This is a genomic window from Bacillus taeanensis (assembly GCF_003318295.1).
Taxonomy (GTDB): domain Bacteria; phylum Bacillota; class Bacilli; order Bacillales; family UBA6769; genus Maribacillus; species Maribacillus taeanensis.
This window is the reverse complement of the sequence record NZ_QOCW01000035.1, coordinates 20,253-42,679: the sequence shown is the minus strand read 5'-3', so window position 1 is coordinate 42,679 and position 22,427 is coordinate 20,253. Positions and strand designations below refer to the sequence as shown.

At 36.9% G+C, this 22,427-nt stretch carries 24 protein-coding genes; all 24 read right to left on the bottom strand.

All coding sequences use genetic code 11. The features are described from left to right. On the bottom strand, window positions 1-538 hold a 538-nt coding region (locus tag DS031_RS21875), incomplete at its 3' end, for an ATP-grasp domain-containing protein (protein WP_181833287.1). A 197-nt stretch (window positions 539-735) separates the two neighbouring features. Then, entirely contained in the window at window positions 736-903 is a 168-nt protein-coding gene (locus tag DS031_RS23905; protein WP_181833286.1) for a hypothetical protein, read from the bottom strand. A 111-nt stretch (window positions 904-1,014) separates the two neighbouring features. Beyond that, window positions 1,015-1,287: an EscU/YscU/HrcU family type III secretion system export apparatus switch protein gene (locus DS031_RS21870; protein ID WP_113808298.1), complete on the bottom strand. Its 273-nt coding sequence runs from the start codon at window positions 1,285-1,287 to the stop codon at window positions 1,015-1,017. Then, the gene (locus tag DS031_RS21865) at window positions 1,284-2,594 is read right to left on the bottom strand and encodes a hypothetical protein (protein WP_113808297.1); all 1,311 of its coding nucleotides are present in this window, start codon (window positions 2,592-2,594) and stop codon (window positions 1,284-1,286) included. Before DS031_RS21865 ends, DS031_RS21870 begins: the two co-directional genes overlap by 4 nt. Window positions 2,595-2,604: 10 nt before the next feature. Continuing rightward, window positions 2,605-3,375 carry a ribonuclease HII gene (locus DS031_RS21860; protein ID WP_113808301.1) on the bottom strand — a complete coding sequence of 257 codons (771 nt, stop codon included), beginning with the start codon at window positions 3,373-3,375 and terminating at the stop codon, window positions 2,605-2,607. An 82-nt stretch (window positions 3,376-3,457) separates the two neighbouring features. Then, entirely contained in the window at window positions 3,458-4,309 is an 852-nt protein-coding gene (ylqF, locus tag DS031_RS21855) for a ribosome biogenesis GTPase YlqF (RefSeq protein WP_113808296.1), read from the bottom strand. Window positions 4,310-4,385: 76 nt separating this feature from the next. Next, entirely contained in the window at window positions 4,386-4,733 is a 348-nt protein-coding gene (gene rplS, locus DS031_RS21850; protein WP_113808295.1) for a 50S ribosomal protein L19, read from the bottom strand. A 129-nt stretch (window positions 4,734-4,862) separates the two neighbouring features. After that, on the bottom strand, window positions 4,863-5,594 hold the full coding sequence (trmD, locus tag DS031_RS21845; RefSeq protein ID WP_113808294.1) for a tRNA (guanosine(37)-N1)-methyltransferase TrmD: 732 nt from the start codon (window positions 5,592-5,594) through the stop codon (window positions 4,863-4,865). Continuing rightward, complete coding sequence (gene rimM, locus DS031_RS21840; protein ID WP_113808293.1) at window positions 5,591-6,115, bottom strand: ribosome maturation factor RimM; 525 nt, start codon at window positions 6,113-6,115, stop codon at window positions 5,591-5,593. Before rimM ends, trmD begins: the two co-directional genes overlap by 4 nt. Window positions 6,116-6,155: 40 nt before the next feature. Then, a complete protein-coding gene (locus DS031_RS21835; protein ID WP_181833285.1) occupies window positions 6,156-6,542 on the bottom strand; it encodes a YlqD family protein in 387 nt (128 codons plus the stop codon). A 110-nt stretch (window positions 6,543-6,652) separates the two neighbouring features. Next, window positions 6,653-6,880, bottom strand: a complete 228-nt coding sequence (locus DS031_RS21830) for a KH domain-containing protein (protein ID WP_113808291.1) — start codon at window positions 6,878-6,880, stop codon at window positions 6,653-6,655. A gap of 26 nt (window positions 6,881-6,906) precedes the next feature. Further along, window positions 6,907-7,179, bottom strand: a complete 273-nt coding sequence (rpsP, locus tag DS031_RS21825; RefSeq protein WP_113808290.1) for a 30S ribosomal protein S16 — start codon at window positions 7,177-7,179, stop codon at window positions 6,907-6,909. A gap of 83 nt (window positions 7,180-7,262) precedes the next feature. Beyond that, entirely contained in the window at window positions 7,263-8,612 is a 1,350-nt protein-coding gene (gene ffh / locus DS031_RS21820; protein ID WP_113808289.1) for a signal recognition particle protein, read from the bottom strand. Between the two features lie 15 nt (window positions 8,613-8,627). Beyond that, window positions 8,628-8,960 carry a putative DNA-binding protein gene (locus DS031_RS21815; RefSeq protein ID WP_113808288.1) on the bottom strand — a complete coding sequence of 111 codons (333 nt, stop codon included), beginning with the start codon at window positions 8,958-8,960 and terminating at the stop codon, window positions 8,628-8,630. Window positions 8,961-9,139: 179 nt separating this feature from the next. Next, entirely contained in the window at window positions 9,140-10,129 is a 990-nt protein-coding gene (gene ftsY, locus DS031_RS21810; protein WP_113808287.1) for a signal recognition particle-docking protein FtsY, read from the bottom strand. Window positions 10,130-10,165: 36 nt separating this feature from the next. After that, window positions 10,166-13,726 carry a chromosome segregation protein SMC gene (gene smc, locus DS031_RS21805; RefSeq protein WP_113808286.1) on the bottom strand — a complete coding sequence of 1,187 codons (3,561 nt, stop codon included), beginning with the start codon at window positions 13,724-13,726 and terminating at the stop codon, window positions 10,166-10,168. A 144-nt stretch (window positions 13,727-13,870) separates the two neighbouring features. Continuing rightward, window positions 13,871-14,566 carry a ribonuclease III gene (gene rnc, locus DS031_RS21800; RefSeq protein WP_245947609.1) on the bottom strand — a complete coding sequence of 232 codons (696 nt, stop codon included), beginning with the start codon at window positions 14,564-14,566 and terminating at the stop codon, window positions 13,871-13,873. Between the two features lie 216 nt (window positions 14,567-14,782). Then, window positions 14,783-15,016 (bottom strand): acyl carrier protein, encoded by a 234-nt coding sequence (acpP, locus tag DS031_RS21795; RefSeq protein ID WP_113808284.1) that lies wholly within the window; start codon window positions 15,014-15,016, stop codon window positions 14,783-14,785. A gap of 65 nt (window positions 15,017-15,081) precedes the next feature. After that, on the bottom strand, window positions 15,082-15,822 hold the full coding sequence (gene fabG, locus DS031_RS21790; protein WP_113808283.1) for a 3-oxoacyl-[acyl-carrier-protein] reductase: 741 nt from the start codon (window positions 15,820-15,822) through the stop codon (window positions 15,082-15,084). Window position 15,823: 1 nt separating this feature from the next. Then, window positions 15,824-16,768 (bottom strand): ACP S-malonyltransferase, encoded by a 945-nt coding sequence (fabD, locus tag DS031_RS21785; protein WP_113808282.1) that lies wholly within the window; start codon window positions 16,766-16,768, stop codon window positions 15,824-15,826. Window positions 16,769-16,774: 6 nt separating this feature from the next. Then, entirely contained in the window at window positions 16,775-17,776 is a 1,002-nt protein-coding gene (plsX, locus tag DS031_RS21780; RefSeq protein WP_113808281.1) for a phosphate acyltransferase PlsX, read from the bottom strand. Beyond that, a complete protein-coding gene (fapR, locus tag DS031_RS21775) occupies window positions 17,773-18,348 on the bottom strand; it encodes a transcription factor FapR (protein WP_113808280.1) in 576 nt (191 codons plus the stop codon). The genes plsX and fapR overlap by 4 nt, the downstream gene beginning before the upstream one ends. A 121-nt stretch (window positions 18,349-18,469) precedes the next feature. Further along, on the bottom strand, window positions 18,470-20,509 hold the full coding sequence (recG, locus tag DS031_RS21770) for an ATP-dependent DNA helicase RecG (protein WP_113808279.1): 2,040 nt from the start codon (window positions 20,507-20,509) through the stop codon (window positions 18,470-18,472). Between the two features lie 250 nt (window positions 20,510-20,759). Further along, window positions 20,760-22,427: a DAK2 domain-containing protein gene (locus DS031_RS21765; RefSeq protein ID WP_113808278.1), complete on the bottom strand. Its 1,668-nt coding sequence runs from the start codon at window positions 22,425-22,427 to the stop codon at window positions 20,760-20,762.

Below are 22,427 nucleotides of genomic sequence, written 5' to 3'. Positions count from 1 at the left end.
ATTTTACCGCTTTATTAACAAGTTCTTTTGGAATGTTAATGTTAAACGCTAAACGGCGCGCTTGATAACCTTGTAAGCCGACAGCCGGATCAATTTCTTCTTTAAAGATTTTTTCCGGTGTTTTTTCAGCCACTTCTTCAATTTCTGTGCCGCCTTCTTCAGATCCCATTAGAACAATACGGGATACAGCTCGGTCTAATACAAGCCCGATATAATATTCTTTTTTTATATCGCATCCCTCTTCAATGAGTAAACGCTTTACTTCTTTTCCTTCTGGTCCAGTTTGGTGGGTCACTAACGTTTGACCTATTAATTCTTTTGCATATGTACGTACTTCATCAAGAGTTTTGGCGATTTTTACACCACCTGCTTTTCCGCGGCCGCCAGCATGAATTTGAGCTTTCACGACATACACGTTTGAATCTAATTCTTTGGCAGCATCCACCGCTTCCTCTGGAGAAAACGCAACCTTACCATTTGGAACAGTTGCTCCATATTTTCTCAGGATTTCTTTCCCTTGATATTCATGGATATTCATTCGCCATCCTCCTAACTTTTTTAAAAAAACTAAATAATTAGACGATAGTATTATTGTATATGTCAACTTCACTATTGTCCACTCTCACTGTTAATTCGACAAATCTCTTTTAAGTCTCCGCTTGCAGTTCTATCTTTTTTTTTTCGACAAAGTTTTAGTTGTGATGCTAACGTAAAAAAGAAGAATAAGCACAGCGCTTATTCTTCTTTTTTGTTTAGATCGTTCTCTCTTTCTTCTTCTGCTTTTTTTAACAGCCAATACGTAAAAAAATCTCTTAATGATACACTGTGAAAGACGCCAAATTCTTCGGCTATCTCTTCCTCATGCAGTTTGATCTTCACCTCTAGATCCTCGTATTCTTTCACTCTATTTTAAACACTCCTTAAACTGGTTATAAGTATAGCCTATCCAATTTAACGAGGTTTTCTACTATATATCCTTAACTTATTTCGGGGTCCTCATCATTTTTATATCTTTTATTTTAAATTTTGATCAAGCTTATATATAAAAGCAAATATTTCGGCCACCGCTTCATATAAATCTTCAGGAATTGTTTCATTAATGTTTAATTGTTGAAGCAGTTCAACAAGCGATTGATCCTCCTGAATGGGAATATTATTTTCTTTTGCGGTTTTTAAAATTTGATCTGCTATTTTTCCTTGTCCTTTCGCAATGACTTTAGGAGCCGGAGCATATGCTTCATCATATGAAAGGGCAACAGCATTTTTCTCTACCTTTTTAGGAGTCATACTTGTATGTCAACCCCTTTATAAGAGTGAAATAACTTCTCATGAAGAGAAGGACTATGAAAACTTTTTTTCTTAACTGGTTCTACAAATTTAACATGTGACAAGTGATAATTGAAATTTGCTAACTGTTTCTTTAATAATCCTGATAATACATTTACGGTTTCTACCGCCATTTTATGCTCTGTATAAATTTGAATAGACACTATTCTATTTTGAACTTGAACATCAACAACTGTTTCCTTTAAATTTTTAAGGGTTAAATGAAATAATATTCTACAAAAATCTGCATCAATTTTTCCATTTTTCTTCTTATCCTGCCATTGAATAACAGCATCTTGATTAAGTGTTTTATCTCCAAAAGGAATTTGAAAAAGAATAGTTTGGAGAAAATCTTCATAATTAGCAAGCTGAATTCCTGTTAACCGATTGACAACTTGTTCTGCCATCATCTTAAGTGGAGAAGAAGACTCTTCGTTTAGTATATTCAATAGTAAAGGCTTTAAAGTGTGCAATTCTTCTTCAAAATTTTTAGACGACATTGTTTGAAGCGAAAAGCGATGCACCGCATTTTCATAATTTACACCAAGCAAATGAATAAGCTGTTTTAACAGAAGAAAAGGTGAAGATTGTGGTCCTTTTGAATCGTTTACTGCTAATTCTTCTTTAACGTTCCGTGTAAGCTCAAGCAATTGACGTATTACTTGTTGTACTTTTTCTACATTTACGCTTGAAGGCTCAGCTTCTTCTATCACTCTAGATAAATCAGTTAATAAGCTTGTTAATGATTCCTTTGAAAATAAAATAAGAATAGCTTTAAATGTTTGTTCAGTCAATGGTAATTGATGTTGTACAAGTGTTTTAACAGCTGCCATTTCATGTGTTGTTATTTCTCCATTGTTAAACCATTGAATGCTGCTCGTTAAAAGAGATTTTGATATTGGAAGCCCTTCATCTAATAACCGGCGGACAAATTGAATATTTTGTCCAGAAGAAGAAAGTGAAAGCTGTCGCAATATGACTTTGGAAATAATAGTAGCATCGTTATAACTACTAAAAGCTCCTCTTGCCTCTACTAGTTTTAAATGAGGCATCTCATCTAATTTTTCTACTTGAAATAAGTAGCTTTTACCTGCTGAAAGAGGAATCTCAAGTTTAGCAGTCAATTTCATATTAACAGCTTCTAACTGCGCGAATCCTCCTGAAAACAGCTTAGTAACCTTTCCGACAAACAGCTGTCCTTCACTTAAGCTCACTTTTTGATGTCCATAACTATGAAACAGCTGTAAAGCCGCTTGATTTATATTCATAAACAATCACCTAATCTAATGTTATCATTTCTTTGACTGGAGAAAATGTTTTACGGTGTTCTTCTGTTACGCCATATTTATACAAGGCGTTTAAATGTTCTTTTGTACCGTAGCCTGCATTTTTTTCAAAGCCGTATTGAGGATAGGTTTGTGATAATTCTTCCATGATCTTATCTCTGGTTACTTTAGCAACAATTGATGCTGCTGCAATCGAAATACTGTTCGCATCCCCTTTAATGATGGATGTTTGCGAGATAGGAAGAGGCAGTTCCATTGCATCAATTAACAAATGATCCGGCTTTATTGTTAAGTTATTGACAGCTTGTACCATTGCCTTTTTTGTAGCCTGATAAATATTATGTTGGTCAATTTCTTTTGCTGACATAATTCCGATACCAATTGCCACTGCTTGATTTTTAATTTGTTTATACAATTCTTCCCGTCTCGATTTAGAGAGTTTTTTAGAATCATTTAATCCTAATATCGGCTCATTAGGTAAAATAACCGCGGCGGTCACAACAGGTCCAGCGAGAGGCCCCCGTCCTACTTCGTCTACTCCGGCAATAAACTGCTTTCCCTGCAGCTTCAAGTCTTTTTCATAGACTGACATGTCCTCAAACATTCTTTTTATATTTTCTAACTCGTTTTGCTGTTTCTGCCACTTTGTAAGGAGACGCTGAACTCCTTTTCGACGATCTTGTTTTAATGATTCAATTTCTTCTATTGAAAGACTTTCTGCAGTCAATGCTTGTTCAATTTCTTTAATGGATGTTAGTTTCATACACTCATCACTTTCCGCTTTATTAATAATCTTTTGTAATTTGAGTATAACAAAAAGGCACGCATGAATGCCTGCCTTTTTGTTAAAAATCACTCGGTTTTTCAAATGTTAACGCACCTAATTTTTCTGAACGAAGCTCTCTTAAGATAACTTCTGCTGTTTTATCATAATCAATAAAGCCGCCGCTCATTAAAAAACCGCGCTTTTTTCCAATTTCGTCAAAAAGCTCAATCACATCTTCTGGAATCTCTTCAATTCGATAGCGTTCTTTTAGACGATCCGGATAGCGTTCCTGTAAAAAGCGAAGCACAAATACAGCCACTTCTTGAAAGTCCAAAATTTCATCTTTTATTGCCCCTGTTGCCGCTAATCGGAGCCCAATGATTTGATCTTCAAATTTCGGCCACAGAATTCCTGGTGTATCTAACAGCTCTAAGTCTTTCCCAACTTTAATCCACTGCTGCTGCTTTGTAATTCCTGGTCGATCTCCAGTTTTTGCAATTTTTTTATTAGCTAATCGATTAATTAACGTAGATTTTCCTACGTTAGGAATTCCTAAAATTAGAGCACGAATTGCTCTTGGTTTCATCCCTTTTTCAATGATTTTATTAAGTTTATCTTTCATTAGTTCTTTTGCTGCTAACGGAATTTTCTGAACACCTTGCCCTGTTTGTGAGTTAATAGCAATAGCTTTCATATTTTTCTCTTCAAAATATCGCTGCCATTCCTTCGTCAAAGAGGGATCCGCCATATCGGCTTTATTTAAAAGGACAAGCCTCGGTTTATTTTTAACAATCTCATCAATCATTGGGTTTCGTGACGAGATCGGAATACGTGCATCAACTAATTCAATGACGACATCAATTAGTTTAAGCTTTTCTGTAATCTCACGTCTTGCTTTGGCCATATGACCAGGAAACCATTGTATTGTCATGATTACATCACCTTCTTTTGTATTACAATCTTAAAGTGAAAAAAAGAAGCCTGGTTCCCAAGCTTCTTTTTCTTGATTATCGAATTTCTTTAATACGAGCAGCTTTACCGCGAAGTGCACGTAAGTAATAAAGTTTCGCACGACGAACTTTACCACGGCGAACTACATCAATTTTATCAATACGTGGTGAATGTACAGGGAATGTACGCTCAACACCAACACCGTAAGATACTTTACGAGCTGTGAATGTTTCGCTGATTCCACCACCGCGACGTTTGATTACCACGCCTTCAAATACCTGAATACGCTCACGCGTACCTTCAACAACTTTAACGTGTACACGTACTGTATCTCCTGGACGAAATGCAGGAAGATCTGTTTTAAGTTGATCTTTAGTAATTGCTTCAATAATTTGTTGACTCATCAGGTATACCCTCCTTCCATACAAATGTTCTTGCATATGCTTTGCTATCATTGCAGCGGAACATCGTAATACTGGCGTTAGCCACAAAAATAATCATAGCATAAATAGAAAACTCTAGCAACAATCAAATTATTTTTTTTCTAATTCAAATTGTTGAATCCATTTTTTTTCTTCCTCTGTTAACTCACAATCTTTTAATAAATCTGGTCGGCGCTCCCATGTACGCTTTAACGATTGATAGCGGCGCCACTCTTCAATATGAGCATGATTACCTGACGTTAATACTTCAGGAACTTTCATCCCTCTGTATTCCGCTGGCCTTGTATACTGAGGATGCTCTAATAATCCCGTACTAAACGAGTCTTTAACAGGAGACTCTTCATTGCCAAGCACCCCAGGCAATAAGCGTGTAACACTATCCACAATAACCATACTGGCCAGTTCACCGCCTGTTAACACAAAATCACCAATCGAGATTTCGTCCGTTACAAGAGCCTCTCTAATCCGTTCATCATAACCTTCATAATGACCACAAATAAAAATTAAATGCTCTTCCTCAGCAAGCTCTTCCGCTTTCTTTTGCGTAAATCGCTCACCTTGAGGGCACATTAAAATAATCCGAGCATTTTCAGCCTTCTGCAGATCATCAACTGCATCAAATATTGGTTGTGGAGCAAGCACCATTCCCGCCCCCCCACCATAAGGGTAATCATCAACCTTATTATGCTTATTTAATGTATAATCTCTAAAGTTTACAACATTATAAGATACAGCTCCCTTTTCCTGTGCCTTCTTTAGGATTGATCCATTAAATACTCCGTCAAACATTTCAGGAAACAGTGTTAATACATCAATTTTCATTCGAGCAGCCCTTCCATTACATGAATAATAATTTTTCCTTCATTGATGTTTACCTCTTTTACAACTTCATCAATATAAGGAATAAGGAGCTGTTTTTTAGATTTTTTTGATTGGATCACCCAAACATCGTTCGCACCAGGAGATAAAATTTCAGTGATTTTCCCAAGCTCTTCCCCTTCATCCGTAAAAACAGTACAGCCAATAATTTGATGATAGAAAAATTCCCCTTCATCCAGATGATCTTCATTTAGCTGTTCTTCCGAAATTTTAAGCAATCCACCTTTAAACGCTTCCACTTCATTAATGTTTTCATATCCTTGAAATGTTAATAAATCAAACTGCTTATGTTTCCGATAACTCGTAATAGTGAGAGGAAGCTTTTCACGCCGCTCAGCTTGTTCTAAATATAAGACATTTCCTTTTTGATAACGAACTTCTGGAAAGTCAGTCTTAGAAATAACGCGAACTTCTCCTCTTACTCCGTGTGTATTAACAATCTTACCAACATTAAACCACTTCAAAAAAACCCCTCCTTGCTCAATTTCTTATTTAATAAAGTGTTTAACGAATTTCTACTACAATTCCATCTTTAATGATAATTTCAGAAGGAGCAGTTAACCTCTCCCAATCATCACCGATTTCTACTTCTTCAATTGCTTGAATTTTTTTCGCCTGAAGTTCCGTGCCTAATGGTAGTATTTGCAGTTGTTCAATTTCAAACTCAAGCTGCTCAATTCGCTTACGACGTGAATTTAATTCTTCTTCAAACCGATTAATAACCACGTCATATTGATTCGGCTGCCTTTTTAACACTTTTCGTTTTTCAAATTCCAGCTGTTTACAAGCTAAATTCAACTTGTTTCTTTCACTTTCAAAACTTGTTAACATGGTTTCTTTACTTTTTTCAGTTAATACTCGTTTTACTAAAACAGCTTTAATAATTTTCAAATGCTCACCTCCACAGATGAGCGAGTGCTGAAAAAAATAATAATACCCGCTCTTTGTTACTTGTTATATTTTTGGGTATAAAAAAAGGAGAGGTTAGCCCCTCCCCCTTCTTACATAATTTCCAAATAAATGCGCTTGTTTTGATTCGATGCTGCTGCATACACAACTGTTCGAATTGCCTTTGCAACCTTTCCTTGCTTACCAATTACCTTCCCTACATCCTCTTGATGAAAATAGAGTTGATACGTAATGGATTGTTCAGACATCTTCTCTTCAATACGCACTTCTTCAGGATGGTCTACCAATGGCTTGACAATCGTTTCAATTAATCCTTTCATCTGATAGCCACCTTACATTTGTCTAATTATTTTTGATTTTTTGTGTTGTGAAGCTTTTCCATAAGACCAGCTTTTGAAAATAAGTTACGCACTGTATCAGATGGTTTTGCTCCATTTAGCATCCATTGAAGAGCTTTCTCTTCATCAATTTTAACTTCCACTGGATTTGCTACTGGATTATAGTAACCTACCTCTTCGATGAAGCGGCCATCACGTGGAGCACGAGAATCAGCAACCACTACACGGTAGAATGGAGATTTTTTTGCACCCATACGTTTTAAACGAATTTTTACTGACATTTATATTTCCTCCTTTAAAATAACTACACAAATTTTTATTATATCACAAATTTCGCCTTTAGTAAATAACGAAATAAGAAACATTACATAAACGGAAGGTTAAATCCGCCTTTTTTCTTACCTTTTCCTTTTGACATACTTGTCATTTGTTTCATCATTTTTTTCATATCTTCAAATTGCTTTAACAACCGATTTACCTCTTGAACAGAAGTACCGCTTCCTTTAGCAATACGCTTCTTACGGCTTCCGTTAATCATTTCAGGATGCTGTTTTTCTTCTTTTGTCATCGATTGAATAATGGCTTCCACATGACTAATTTGCTTTTCATCAATATTAACGTTTTTTAGGCCCTTCATCTTATTCGCACCAGGAAGCATACCAATTAAATCTTCGAGCGGTCCCATGCTGCGAACTTGACCTAACTGATCAAGAAAATCATCAAACGTAAAGCTCATTGTACGCATTTTCTGTTCAAGCTCTTTTGCTTTTTCTTCATCCACAGAGGCTTGAGCTTTTTCAATTAATGTTAAAACATCACCCATCCCTAAAATTCTGGAAGCCATTCGCTCAGGATGAAATGGTTCTAATGCATCCATCTTTTCACCCATACCAACGAATTTAATCGGTGTGTCTGTTACTGATTTTATTGATAAGGCTGCCCCACCTCGAGTATCGCCATCAAGTTTCGTAAGCACAACACCCGTCAATTCTAACTGCTCATTGAAGCTTTCAGCAACATTTACTGCATCTTGACCGGTCATTGCATCGACAACTAAAAAGATTTCATTCGGATTTGATAACTCTTTAATATCTTGAAGTTCTTTCATCAAATCTTCATCGATATGAAGTCTACCCGCTGTATCAATAAGTACATAATCATGATGCTCTTCTTTTGCCCTTTCAAGCGCCTGTTTTGCAATTTCGACAGGGCTTACTTGATCCCCTAATGAGAACACTGGTAAGCTTAACTGTTTACCCAATGTTTGAAGTTGGTCAATTGCCGCTGGACGATAAATATCTGCAGCAACTAAAAGAGGACGGCGATTATGTTTTTTGCGCAAATGATTTGCAAGTTTTCCGGTTGTTGTCGTTTTACCTGCCCCCTGCAAACCAACCATCATAATAACAGTTGGAGGACGGTTTGAGACAGCAATTTTACTTTGCTCTCCACCCATCAGTGTTTTTAACTCTTCATGTACAACTTTAATAACTTGTTGTCCTGGTGTTAAACTTTGAAAAACTTCTTGTCCGATTGCACGCTCTTTAACATTTTTAATAAAACTTTTAACAACTTTAAAGTTTACGTCTGCTTCGAGCAGTGCAAGCCGCACCTCGCGCATCATTTCATTTACATCGGCCTCAGTCACTTTTCCTTTGCCGCGAATTCTCTGCAGCGTACCTTGCAGTCGGTCGGCTAAACCTTCAAATGCCATAAGCTATGCCGCCTCCTAATCCAGCTTTTCAAGAGTGTCTATTACTTCACGAAGTTCGCTTGAATAGCTCTCTTGATTTACTAGTAGTTGTTTCAATTCAATAACTAACTTTTTTCTCTTTTCAAACTTTTTAAAGAGAAGAAGTTTTCGCTCATATTCTTCAAGCATTGCTTCAGTTCGCTTTATATTGTCATATACAGCTTGACGACTTACTTGAAACTCTTCCGCAATTTCGCCAAGGGAGTAATCATCCAGATAATACAACGACATATAATTACGCTGTTTTGGCGTAAGCAGTGCTTGATAAAAATCAAATAAATAGTTTATTCTCGTTGTCTTTTCTAACATGGCGTCAGCCCCTTGTTAAGTGAATCGCCTTTACATTATTACATAGTACAGAGTTGAGAAGGATTTGTCAAGTTTTTTTCTTAACATCTTTTTTATAGGATGAGAACTTATGATTTGTCGCATGAATAAAAAGATGAGCGGCTTTTTTATGCTGCTCACCTTCTACTTTCGTTCAACTCTCACTCATTTGTATCTTCTTCAATTAACTCAGAAAAAAGTCCGTATACAAATTTTTCAGCATCAAATTCTTGCAAATCATCCACTTTTTCTCCAAGACCAACAAGCTTTACAGGAATATCTAACTCGTGACGAATACCGAGGACAATTCCCCCTTTGGCTGTTCCATCTAACTTTGTTAAGACAATACCTGATACATCGGTTGATTCACTAAACGTTTTGGCTTGACTCATCGCATTTTGTCCTGTTGTAGCATCTAATACAAGCAGTACTTCATGAGGGGCAGATGGAATTTCTCGGGAAATAACACGTTTTACTTTTTCAAGTTCTTTCATTAAGTTTACTTTATTTTGCAAACGGCCCGCTGTATCACACAAAAGTACATCAACGTTTTTTGAACGAGCTGATTGAACCGCGTCAAATATAACAGCTGCTGGGTCAGACCCTTCTTGGTGTTTAATAACATCTACCCCAACTCGCTCTCCCCACACGGCAAGCTGTTCAATAGCACCCGCTCGAAACGTATCCCCAGCTGCTAATAAAACCGATTTCCCTTCCGATTTTAGTTTATGGGCAAGCTTACCAATTGTGGTTGTTTTCCCTACCCCGTTTACCCCAACAAACAAAATAACAGTCATTTCATTTTGTTGGATATTAAGGGTACTATCCTCTTCTTCCTTATGAAGAAGTTCTGCCAGTTTTTCTGAAATAACAGATTGTAATTCTTTTGTGTCTTGAATATTTTTTGTCCGTGCTTCATCTTTTAATAAATCAATTAAGTCCATAACTGTAACTACACCAACATCTGCACTAATTAAAATTTCCTCAAGCTCTTCAAAAAACTCCTCATCTACTTTACGGTAGCGTTTAACAAGGTTATTTACCTTTCCTGCAAATGAATCTCTCGTTTTTGATAAACCATCTTTAAATTTTTCTGTTACAGCATCTGTTTGCGTCGTAAATTTTTCTTTTAACTTCTTAAAAAAACTCATGTTTTCACATCCTTATTACGATTATTTATTTAGCTCCTACTTTACTAACTGTTTAGATTCTTCAAGACGAACAGACACAAGCTTTGAAACCCCTGATTCCTGCATGGTAACGCCGTATAATACATCAGCTTCCTCCATGGTACCTTTGCGATGAGTTACAACAATAAACTGTGTTTCTTTACTAAATCGTTTTAAATATCCTGCAAATCGAGCGACATTCGCTTCGTCAAGAGCTGCCTCTACCTCATCAAGCACACAAAACGGCACAGGACGGACCTTCAAAATAGCAAATAATAAGGCGATCGCTGTGAGAGCCCTTTCTCCTCCTGATAATAAGTTTAAATGCTGCAGTTTTTTCCCCGGAGGCTGCGCCAAAATATCTACCCCTGTGTTTAACAAGTCTTCGGGAACAGTTAATGCTAAATCAGCTTGTCCTCCACCAAACAGTTCTTGGAAAACAATTTGAAAGTGTTCCCTTATTTCAAAAAATGTTTGTTCAAAACGCTTCTTCATCTCTTCATCCATTTCGCCAATAACTTGGTGAAGCGTTCCCTTAGCATGCTGCAAATCATCGCGCTGATCCACTAAAAAATTATAGCGTTCCTGTACACGCTCATATTCATCAATCGCTCCTAAATTCACAGTACCTAATTCGTCAATTGCCATTTTAAGAAGCTTTACTTGTTTTCGAGATTCTTCTGCACTAAACATAAGCGGATATTTTTCTTTTGCCCGTTCAAATGTAAGTTCATATTCTTCACTTAGCTTGTTTAATCGATTTTCTAAATCCATATCCAAACGATTACATTTTATTTCTTCATGACGAACAATTTCAAGAACTTGTTTTTGCTGTCGTTTGACTTGTTTTAATTCCTGTTCTTGATCTTCAATTTTCTGCTGATTAGTCAGACGATTTTCGCGTCTTTCTGCAATTAATTTTGCTGTTTCATTTTTTTCAGCACGTTTAATTGAAAGCATCTCTTCTAATTCACCTTCACTGGATGTCTCTGAATTAATTTCCTCTGATAAATAACGAAGAGAATCTTCTGTATAGGATAACTCCTGCAGTATTTCCTTTTGTTCAGTTTTTAAACGGCTTACTTTTTCTTGTTGATTTTTAAAAGATTGCTGCTGTTCAGCAGTTTGAATTTTTAAGAAAGTTATTTTCTCCTGGACTTCTTCTTTGTTCGTTTGCTGCGATTTTTTTCTTGCGGTTAAGCTTTCAATTTCAGCTTCCATTTCTTCCGCTTGCCTAGTGACACATGATAACGTTTCTTCCAATTCGCTAAGCCGCTTATGAATGGATCCTTTTTCTGATTGAAAGGCAGTTTTTTCACGATCATATAGCATTAAACGCTCATTCATACTTTTTTCTTCTAATGCAGCTTCCTTTGCAGCGTTTAAAAAGTCTTGTTCATCAAGGCGAATCGTTTCTCCATGCTCACGCATTACTTCAAGCTGACTTCTTCCTTCTTCAAGCTCACTTTTTAGCTTTTTCACCACTTCTTCTAATTGACGAGTTTGTTCTTCCATTTCTACTAATTTATGCTGAACCGTCTCTAGTTCTCGTTGTCTGCTTAAAAGTGAATTTTTGCTTTGCTTTACACTTCCCCCTGTCATTGAACCACCAGGGTTTACAACATCCCCTTCAAGCGTCACGATTCGATAACGATATTTCAAAAGCTTGGCAAGTTCATTTGCACTTTTTAGATCTTTCGTTACAATAACATGTCCTAATAAGTTTGAAATAATTGGTTTATAACGCTCGTTTGTTGTAATTAGATTCGCTGCCGCTCCAATAAATGACGCATGATTTTGAAGTTGATTAAACTCAAATTCTGATAATTTTCTTGGCTTTATCACCGATAGAGGTAAGAACGTAGCACGGCCAAACCGCTGTGACTTTAAATAACGAATTGCTTGGCGGGCATTTTCTTCATCATCGACTACGATATGCTGCATGGCTGCTCCTAAAGCTGTTTCAACCGCCACTTCATACTGTTTATCAACAGAAATTAATTCAGCAACCGCTCCTTCAATTCCTTTAAGGGTGTCTCGTTCTTTTAAAACCTCTTTAACCCCTTGATAAAATCCAGCATAATCTTCCTGCATTTCTTCAAGCACTTCTTTTCGGGAACGTGCTTGCTGCAAATATTGAAATGCTTGATAAAGCTGTGACTCTTTCCTGCGATAAGTTTCTTCTGTTTTTTCAAGTTGGCGCTGTAAATCATAATAACGATTTAAGTGATCTTCAAGCTTTACTTTCACTTCTGCTAATTTTTGTTCAGCTTTTTGTTTTTTAGATTGAAGCTCGCTGCGCTGCTGTAAAAGGTTTTTATATTCTTGATCTAATTGAGCAGACTTTCTTTCCTGCTGTCCGATTTGCTCATTTAAATAACGAATTTCATTTTTAAGGGCAGCTTGTTTATTTAATAACTCAATATAATCGGATTTTAAAGAATCAATGACTGCTTCCACATCTTCCTCAAGAGATGTTAATACTTCTGTTTCCTGATCTAATTGAGCATGCAGCTGTTCTAATTTGTCTTTTTGAGAAACAAGACATTGTTGTTCTTCTTCGAGTGTTGTTTCATAATAGTCTTTTTTCGCTTGGAAATGAAGAAGCCGCTCTGAAAGCTCTTCCCGGTTTTTCCCTGCATTTTTCTGACGTTCTTTTAGTACTTCTTTTTTTCCTTCCAGCTTTTCAAGTTCCTCACTTGTCAGAAGTAAAACGTTTTGTAAATCATTAATAGATTCATCTAACACATGAAGTTCATGGCGATTATTTTCTAATTTTGCTTCCCCTTTTTTGATGGAAGTTGAGAGATCAAGCTCCTGCTCTTTTAATTCCTCAAGCACTCTTGATTGTTTTTGCCACTTTTCATGAAAATCTTCAATTTCATATGCAAGAAGCGATACTTCAATTTTTTCTAATTCTTCACGTTTTTCAAGGTAATCTTTTGCAATTGATGCTTGTATTTTTAAAGGTTCTATTTGGTCCTCAAGCTCATATAAGATATCTTCTACACGCAGTAAATTGTCTTCTGTTTCTGATAACTTTAATTCCGCTTTTACTTTGCGCTGTTTATATTTTAATACCCCTGCTGCTTCTTCAAAAATTTTCCGTTTTTCTTCAGCTTTACTGTTTAGTATTTCCTCAATTTTACCTTGACCAATAATGGAAAAAGATTCTCGTCCAAGTCCTGTATCCATAAAAAGATCAACAATATCTTTTAAACGACAAGATTGCTTATTTATAAAATATTCACTATCACCGGAACGATATACCTTGCGCGTTACACTAATTTCATTGTAATCAAGCGGCAAATAGTTACTTTGATTATCAAGAGTTAATGTTACTTCAGCATAATTTAATGATTTTCGAGAATCACTTCCTGAAAAAATGATATCCTGCATTTTGGACCCTCGAAGTGATTTGGCTGATTGTTCACCTAATACCCAACGTATAGCATCTGTAATATTACTTTTTCCACTTCCATTTGGACCGACAACAGCTGTTACACCTGGAACAAATTCAACCCCAATTCGGTCCGCAAAAGACTTAAATCCTACAACATCTAATCTTTTGAGGAACATATACTTCCCCCCTTACATCCATTACTACCAATTATCCGAACATGTTTTTGGCTTCTATATTTTATCATAAACCGTTATATGACTAAATAAAAGATAAAAGATTAATTATGAATAAAATAATCCCCCTTAAAGAGGGGGATTATTTTATTCATTTATTTCTATACGCAGATCCGCAAGCGCTTTTTGCGCCGCTTCCTGCTCTGCTTCTTTTTTCGATCGTCCATGCCCTTCACCTAACACACGATTATCAAGCGAAACCGTTGATACAAATTCCCGATTATGTGCAGGGCCTTTCTCCTGCACAATTCGGTAATAAAGCTGACCTAGGCCTTCACGCTGCACTAATTCCTGCAGCTGACTTTTATAATCCATCACATGAGAAAAAGCACCCGCATTTACCTTAGGATAAACATGTACTTCTAAAAAGCTGACTACCGCTTCTAACCCTTGATCTAAATATAGGGCTCCAATAAAAGCCTCAAAAATATCCGCCAAAAGTGCTGGACGTTCTCTACCACCTGTCATTTCTTCTCCCTTACCAAGCAACACAAGATCTCCAAATGATAATTCATTTGCAAATTGAACAAGGGATGCTTCACAAACAACAGCAGCTCTAAGCTTCGTTAACTCTCCTTCGCTCATTTGTGGATATTTTTTATATAGATACTGAGAAATTGTCAGTTCTAATACCGCATCACCAAGGAATTCTAAGCGTTCGTTATCCTCATAAGGTTTTCGTCGATGCTCATTCACATAAGATGAATGTGTGAATGCCTGAATCATCAGCTGTTCTTGATGGAATTTAAAATCAATTTTTTGCTGAAATGATTCAAATTTCATTTTTTGTTCCGCACTAATCGTAAAACGTCGTGAATGTTTATGTTTATATCGATATCCATTCTTTGATTTTTGAACATTTTTCTGTGGTTTTGTCATACGTAACCTCCACGACCTGAAAATTAAAACGGTTCCTTCACATACTAATACATAACCTTAGGATTTTGTCAAAGTGCTAAAAGGATAGAAAGTCCCGTACAACATACGGGACTTTATCAATTATTGCTGGGCGTTTATGTAATCAATTACGTCGCCAACAGTTCCAATTTTTTCAGCATCTTCATCGGAAATTTCCATATCGAATTCGTCTTCAAGTTCCATCACTAATTCTACAACATCAAGGGAATCAGCACCTAAGTCATCTTTAAAAGAAGCTTCAGGTGTAACTTCAGACTCATCTACGCCAAGGCGATCAACGATGATTTTTTTCACACGCTCTAATACGTCTGCCATGTTCTCACCTCCCCTCAAGTATTATAGTGGATTCTTCTATAAAAAACTAGAAAAATTTTTATAAATTACATAACCATTCCGCCATCTACATGAATTGTTTGGCCTGTAATATAACTGCTTTCATTTGAAGCTAAAAATTTCACAAGATTTGCTACTTCATCAGGATTCCCAAAACGTGCAAGCGGAATCTGTGAAAGCATGCTTTCTTGTACATCCTCATTTAATTTGCCTGTCATATCTGTTTCAATAAAACCTGGAGCAATTGCATTAACCGTAATATTCCGGCTTGCTAGTTCTTTTGCTGTTGTTTTCGTTAGTCCAATTACACCGGCTTTTGCTGCTACATAATTTGCTTGACCCGCATTTCCTGCCACACCAACAATGGAAGCAATGTTAATAATCCGACCTTGACGTTGTTTCATCATTTGTCTTGTCACTGCCTTTGTACAGTTAAATACGCCTTTTAAATTCGTATTAATAACATCGTCCCATTCATCTTCCTTCATTCTCATTAACAAGTTATCTCTTGTAATGCCGGCATTATTCACTAAGATATCAAGTGAGCCAAATTGTGAAACAACTTCTTTCACCATTGCTTGTACAGCATCCATTTCACTCACATTTCCTTGAATAGCAAATGCTTCTCCGCCTAAAGACTTAATTTCATCCACTACTTCGTTTGCTTTTGTTTCACTTCCTGCATAGTTGACAGCAACTTTCGCCCCATTTTTTGCTAATTGAAGGGCAATTGCACGACCAATCCCCCTTGACGCTCCTGTAACAAGAGCTGCTTTACCTTGCAACATATTATCTTTCCCCCTTTAGCTGCTCAACCGCCTTAAGCAGTGTTTCTTCATCATTAATTGCTATTGTTTTTACACGGCGCTGTACTTTTTTTACAAGTCCTGATAATACATTACCTGGGCCTATTTCTACAAACGTATCAACACCTAAATCTAATAATTTTTGTACAGTATCTTCCCACAATACAGGAGAATAAATTTGTTCAACGAGCTTTTCGCGAATATCGTTCTCTTTCGTCACTTCATCTGCTGTCACATTTGCAATAATAGGTATCGTCACATCTGAAATGGCAATGCTGTCTAGTACTTCTCTTAAATTATCTGCAGCCGGGCGCATTAATTCAGAATGAAACGGACCGCTTACTACTAATGGGATTACACGACGTGCCCCTTTTTCTTTCGCAGCCTCTGAAGCTTTTTGTACTCCTTCTGCTGTTCCAGATATAACAATTTGCCCTGGGCAGTTTAAGTTTGCTAACTGTACCACATGACCAGATTCACTAACTTCAGCCGTAATGGCTTCTAGCTCAGCACGCTCCATTCCTAATATCGCGGCCATCGCACCTTGACCATTCGGCACTGCTGCTTCCATAAAAAGTCCACGTTTTCTTACAGCATAAACCGCATCTTCAAATGACATAGCTCCTGCAGCAACTAATGCTGAATATTCTCCAAGGCTGTGTCCTGCCGTATAATCAGGAGTAATATGATACTTTTTTAAGACTTCTAAAATGGCTGTACTTGTTGTTAGAAGAGCTGGCTGTGTATTTTCTGTTTTTGTTAAAACATCTTGAGGACCTTCAAAAATAATTTCAGATAATTTATAATCTAATCGTTGATCTGCTTTTTCAAAAATTTTCTGTGCTGCTTCATACTTATCTGCAAGTTCTTTTCCCATTCCGACAGCTTGAGAGCCTTGTCCTGGAAAAATAAATGCAATTTCCCCCATTTCTTCTCACTCCATTTCCTTAATTTTAAGCTGCTGTATTGCTGCAGATACTTTTTCATACATATTCTTTTCAACAATATCTCGTGCTTGACGAATCGTATTAAAAATAGCATTTTCATTGGAGGAACCGTGGGCTTTTATAACAGGTGATTGCAATCCAAATAACCCTGCACCGCCGTACTCGGAATAATCGACTTTATTTTTTAAACCTTTTAATCGAGGCTTTAATACACTTGCAGCAAGTTTACTCGTTAATGAACTTGTAAGCTCTTGTTTAAGCATTGAAAAAACTGTAGAAGCTGCTCCTTCATAAGACTTTAACACAAGATTTCCGGCAAATCCGTCACAAACAACAACATCAGCAACACCATTTAAAAGGTCTCTTGATTCTACGTTTCCAATAAAATGAATAGGCGCTTCTTTAAGCATTTCAAACGCCTTTTTTGTAAGCTCATTTCCTTTTCCTTGTTCAGTTCCCACATTTAATAAACCTATTTTAGGCTCTTCAATATTACGAACTTTTTCTGCATATACAGAAGCAATAATCGCATATTGCAATAAATGTTCTGGCTTTGCATCCATATTGGCTCCCGCATCTAATAAAATAAAACCTTTTCCATCTACCGTTGGCAATGTTGGTGCAAGCGCTGGACGTTCAATGCCTTTCATTCTCCCCACATAAAAAAGACCTGCTGCCATTAAAGCTCCCGTATTTCCAGCTGAAATACAGGCATCAGCCTTTCCCTCTTTCACATATTGAGCAGCTAATACCATCGAAGCATCTTTTTTTCTACGCACGGCACGCACCGGCTCATCGTCCGCTGTTATTACTTCATCTGTATGTATAATTTGAATTCGTTCTTCATTTGTAAGGTAAGATCGAATCCGACTTTCATTTCCAAATAAAAAAATCTTTAAATCCTTATACGCTTCAATTGCTTTGACAGATCCATGCACAATTGCTTCAGGTGCATGATCGCCTCCCATAGCATCTATTGCAAGTCTCAACGCTGTTCATCCTTCCCATGCTTGTTGGAACGAAACATATTAAAGTCACCTGAAAAAACAAGTTCCTGATCTACATAGCTCATTACTTCCACTGTCGTTCGACCTTGGTCATTTCTGATAACTTTTGCTTTTGCAACAACTCGTTCTCCCTTTTTCACTTGACGAGCAAACCGAATATTAGCAGCTGTAGTTAATGCTAATTTATCATTAATAATTGCAACAGCAAGCGAGTTTGCCTGTGCAAACAAATGATGTCCTCTTGCAATACTCGTTCTGGAAAAAACATGTTCCTCTTTGATATCAAGAATAGAAATGGCACTTTGATCAAGCTGAAGATCAATAATTTCACCTATTACTTCTTCAATCGAAAGAGCCTTCACTTCATCTAACTGTTTCTCTGCAACATGCTTAATTCGCTCGCGAAGCTCTGGAATCGATAATTCAAGCCGATCCAAACGAATCGTCTGAACGCTTACTTTAAACTTTGCAGCCAGTTCCTCATCCGTAATAAAAGGAGTGTGCTGTATCGTTTGCTCTAATAATTTTTGACGTTCTTTCTTATTTCGTTTCATAATAATAGCCACCATTCAATTATTATGACTAGGTACTAATAGTAATATATAATAATTAGTGATAAAATGCAATATAGATTAAGAACCCATTTTCCGATTCATCATTCCTATTACTACGCTTTTAATCCAATTTCCCCCCTGATAATATCCCTTCATTCTGCAAATATTCCCTTAAATATTTATAAGGTTCTTCTTTCCAAAATTCATATGAAGAAATCAGCCTTACAGCGTCTTGTCGTGCGACTTCTAAAGCGCGATAATCATGAACAAGATCGGCCACTTTAAACTCTGGTAAACCGCTCTGTTTTTTCCCAAAAAAGTCGCCTGGACCACGAAGCTCTAAATCTTTTTCAGAGAGCACAAAACCATCATTTGTTTCCGTCATAATTCTCATTCGTTCTTTCCCTACTTCAGATTTTGGGTCAGCAAGAAGCACACAATAAGATTGATACTTTCCACGGCCCACTCGGCCTCTAAGTTGGTGCAGCTGAGAAAGGCCAAATCGTTCTGCATCATAAATAACCATCATAGTAGCATTTGGTACATTCACTCCAACTTCTACTACGGTTGTTGACACAAGAATTTGAACTTCATTTTTACTGAAGGCAACCATTACTTTTTCTTTTTCTTCTGACGAAAGACGACCATGCATTAATCCGACCTGATAGTTTTGGAAATGCTGTTGAAGCTGTCCATGTACATCAATTGCATTTTGCACATCAAGTTTATCAGACTCTTCAATTAAAGGACAAATCACATAAGCTTGTCTTCCCTGCCGCAGCTCTTTTTCGACAAAACCAAGAACCCGTTCAAGCATGCTTTGTTTTGCCCAATACGTTTCAATCGGTTTTCTTCCAGCCGGCATTTCATCAATCACTGATACATCCATATCTCCGAATACAGAAATAGCTAATGTACGCGGAATTGGCGTCGCCGTCATAAACAACACATCAGGCTCTTCCCCTTTTTCGCGAAGCACTCTGCGCTGCCCGACACCAAAGCGATGCTGTTCATCAGTGATGACAAGACCAAGCTTATTAAATTGGACTTCTTCTTGAATAAGTGCATGAGTACCAATTATAATTTGGACTTCTTGTGATTTTAGCTTATCTAACAGTTCTGTTCTTCTCTTTCCTTTTACCGAGCTTGTTAAGAGTGCAGCTTGAATACCCTGCGGTTCAAGAAGTTCTTTTAAAGATTCTACATGCTGTTCTGCTAAAATTTCGGTCGGTACCATCAAGGCGCCTTGATAACCAGCATTTACAGCAGCAAAAAGAGCAACAGCCGCAACAACAGTTTTTCCTGAGCCTACATCCCCTTGTAGAAGTCGATTCATTCGATAAGAGGCTTTAAGGTCGGTTAAAATTTCTTTTACCACTCGTTTTTGTGCACTTGTAAGAGGGAACGGTAGAGAAGTAATAAACTGCTGAACCGATTGTTCTGAAAATACACGGGGCATTCCTTTTGTATGCTCACGCTCCACTTTACGAAATGCCTGCATTTTTAATTGAAATAGTAAGAGTTCTTCATAAACAAAACGCCGCCTAGCATGTTTTAAATGACGGTGTGTTTGCGGAAAATGTATTGCTCTTACAGCCTCTTTTCGCAGCAGCAATTTATACTGAGACAAAAAGCTTTCTGGAAGTATTTCTTTTATTTGATTACTATATTGTTTAAAAGCCATTTCAACAATTCGACGGAATTTCTTTTGGGTTAAATTGCCCTTTACAGAATAAACAGGTTCAATGGACTCATCACTTGTATAGTTTGAAAATTTCACAACACTTACCGTTAATGTCATACGATGTTGATCCCATTTTCCTGTCAAAGTAATTGTTTGTCCTAAAGACAATTGTTTTTTTAAAAACGCACGATTAAAAAAGACTGCCGTTATTAAATAACGACCAATTAATACACGGACAGATAATTTTGATCGTTTTTTTCCAAAAAACTGGAGCGAAGGCTCACTATGAACCTTACCTTCTAAGGTTACTCTTTCTTCATGCTTCACTTCAGCAAGATCACGGAGCTGGTAATCTTCATACCGATAAGGAAAATATTCAAAAAGCTGTTGGACAGTCTCAATACCTAACTCATTAAATTCTTTAGCTGTTTCAGGGCCTACTCCTTGAATAGAGGCTATTGAAAAAAGCTCACCCATCTTTATTTAAAACCGCTCCAACAATTTTCACGTCAAACATAGACTGTCCTATTTGATCTATCATACAATTATTACTTTTAAACACTTCCGCAAATCCCATAATCTTCCTCCTCTAACCAAAAATATTCCTACCTAAACTTTAGCATCTTTGCAAATTTGGTAGGAATACTCTATAGATTTACTCTAAAGGTTCACCGTCAAAACAAAAAACTGTTGATTTTAACCCATTTGCACATTTCCAATTATCAGGTTATTCAACTGAAATAATATAAGCATAGACAGGTTGATTTCCTTTATGGACTTCTATTTCAACCTCTTCATATCGCTCAGTCAGAAAAGAAGTTAATTCATCAACTTCTTTCGTTTCCACATCTGTCCCAATGATTAATGTGATAATTTCTGATTCTTCATTAAGCATTGCTTGCAAAAGATTTTTTGTACAATCAAAACGATTTTTAGATGCCGTCTTAATAACCCCATCTAAAATGCCTAAAAAATCTCCTTTATAAATTTCAAGGTTGTCCACTACTGTATCGCGAACTGCATAGGTAATTTGACCAGATTTTACCGCGTTTACAGCTTCTCTCATATTTGCTTTGTTTTCATCAAGTTCTGCTTCAGGATTAAAAGCAAGGAGTGATGAAATCCCTTGAGGAATTGTTTTTGTAGGGATTACGATAACATTTTTTTCAGAAAGGGAAGCAGCCTGCTCAGCGGTCATGATTATATTTGAATTATTAGGCAGAACAAAGACTGCTTCTGCGTGTACTTCAGAAATTGCTTTTTCAATCTGCTCTGTACTTGGATTCATTGTTTGACCGCCTTCAATTACTCCTCCAGCGCCAATACTGTTAAACAAATCAATAATTCCCTCTCCAGAACCGACTGTTACAATTCCGTACTTTTGTTTCGGCTTACTCACATTTTCAACACGACTATACTCTTCTAAAATCCGACTATGCTGTTCGCGCATGTTTTCAATTTTTATATCAATTAAACTGCCATATTTTTGCGAAATTGTCATGACCTCACCTGGGGTTTCAGCATGAATATGTACCTTTACAAATTCTTCATCTGCTACTACGAGTAAGGAATCACCAAACTTACTAAGAATCTGTTGATATTCTTTTTCATCAAAAGGATATTTGCGAATCTTATCAGCTTCAAGCTTTACCATAAACTCTGTGCAATACCCAAACTCAATGTCTTCTGTTTTCATATGAGATTGGGCACTTTGATGGTGACTAACTTTTATCATATCCTCTATCGATAATTCATTATCAGCTTTAGATGCAGAACGTCCTTCTATAAAGGCTAATATCCCTTCATAAACGACAACAAGACCTTTTCCCCCTGAATCGACCACTCCGACTTCTTTTAAAACCGGAAGCAGTTCAGGAGTTTTATTTAAAGAAATTTTTGCTTCTTTTGTAACCTCTCTTATAAGGTAGACAATATCTTCTATTCCTTCATCTATTAACCGGGTCGCTTTATTAGCAGCATCTTTTGCAACAGTAAGAATAGTACCTTCTACTGGTTTCATTACCGCTTTATATGCCGTCTGTACCCCCTGCTGCAGGGCTTGAGCAAGATCTTGTGCATTAATAACCTCTTTTGATTCTACCGCTTTTGAAAAGCCCCTCAAAAGCTGAGATAAAATAACACCAGAATTTCCACGCGCCCCCATTAATAATCCTCTAGAAAAAGCTTTTGCTGCCTCTCCAACGTGATTATTTGTTACTTGTGCTAATTCTTGTACCCCTGATATCATCGTTAAATTCATATTTGTACCTGTATCTCCATCCGGAACAGGAAAAACATTTAAGGTATCAATTACTTTTACCTGCTGAGTTAAAAAGTTCGCCCCTTCACGAATCATTGCCGCAAATTGCTTTCCATCTAGTTGTTTAGTTGTCAC

Excerpts from the sequence above, each read along its gene's own strand:
- rnc (WP_245947609.1), bottom strand. The coding sequence starts at position 14,566 with ATGAAATTTGAATCATTTCAGCAAAAAATTGATTTTAAATTCCATCAA.
- acpP (WP_113808284.1), bottom strand. The coding sequence starts at position 15,016 with ATGGCAGACGTATTAGAGCGTGTGAAAAAAATCATCGTTGATCGCCTT.
- fabG (WP_113808283.1), bottom strand. The coding sequence starts at position 15,822 with ATGTTGCAAGGTAAAGCAGCTCTTGTTACAGGAGCGTCAAGGGGGATT.
- trmD (WP_113808294.1), bottom strand. The coding sequence starts at position 5,594 with ATGAAAATTGATGTATTAACACTGTTTCCTGAAATGTTTGACGGAGTA.
- ftsY (WP_113808287.1), bottom strand. The coding sequence starts at position 10,129 with ATGAGTTTTTTTAAGAAGTTAAAAGAAAAATTTACGACGCAAACAGAT.
- smc (WP_113808286.1), bottom strand. The coding sequence starts at position 13,726 with ATGTTCCTCAAAAGATTAGATGTTGTAGGATTTAAGTCTTTTGCGGAC.
- DS031_RS21860 (WP_113808301.1), bottom strand. The coding sequence starts at position 3,375 with ATGAAACTAACATCCATTAAAGAAATTGAACAAGCATTGACTGCAGAA.
- DS031_RS21865 (WP_113808297.1), bottom strand. The coding sequence starts at position 2,594 with ATGAATATAAATCAAGCGGCTTTACAGCTGTTTCATAGTTATGGACAT.
- ylqF (WP_113808296.1), bottom strand. The coding sequence starts at position 4,309 with ATGACAATACAATGGTTTCCTGGTCATATGGCCAAAGCAAGACGTGAG.
- ffh (WP_113808289.1), bottom strand. The coding sequence starts at position 8,612 with ATGGCATTTGAAGGTTTAGCCGACCGACTGCAAGGTACGCTGCAGAGA.
- rpsP (WP_113808290.1), bottom strand. The coding sequence starts at position 7,179 with ATGTCAGTAAAAATTCGTTTAAAACGTATGGGTGCAAAAAAATCTCCA.
- fabD (WP_113808282.1), bottom strand. The coding sequence starts at position 16,768 with ATGGGGGAAATTGCATTTATTTTTCCAGGACAAGGCTCTCAAGCTGTC.
- DS031_RS21870 (WP_113808298.1), bottom strand. The coding sequence starts at position 1,287 with ATGACTCCTAAAAAGGTAGAGAAAAATGCTGTTGCCCTTTCATATGAT.
- DS031_RS21830 (WP_113808291.1), bottom strand. The coding sequence starts at position 6,880 with ATGAAAGGATTAATTGAAACGATTGTCAAGCCATTGGTAGACCATCCT.
- fapR (WP_113808280.1), bottom strand. The coding sequence starts at position 18,348 with ATGAAACGAAATAAGAAAGAACGTCAAAAATTATTAGAGCAAACGATA.
- rplS (WP_113808295.1), bottom strand. The coding sequence starts at position 4,733 with ATGAGTCAACAAATTATTGAAGCAATTACTAAAGATCAACTTAAAACA.
- recG (WP_113808279.1), bottom strand. The coding sequence starts at position 20,509 with ATGGGTGAGCTTTTTTCAATAGCCTCTATTCAAGGAGTAGGCCCTGAA.
- DS031_RS21815 (WP_113808288.1), bottom strand. The coding sequence starts at position 8,960 with ATGTTAGAAAAGACAACGAGAATAAACTATTTATTTGATTTTTATCAA.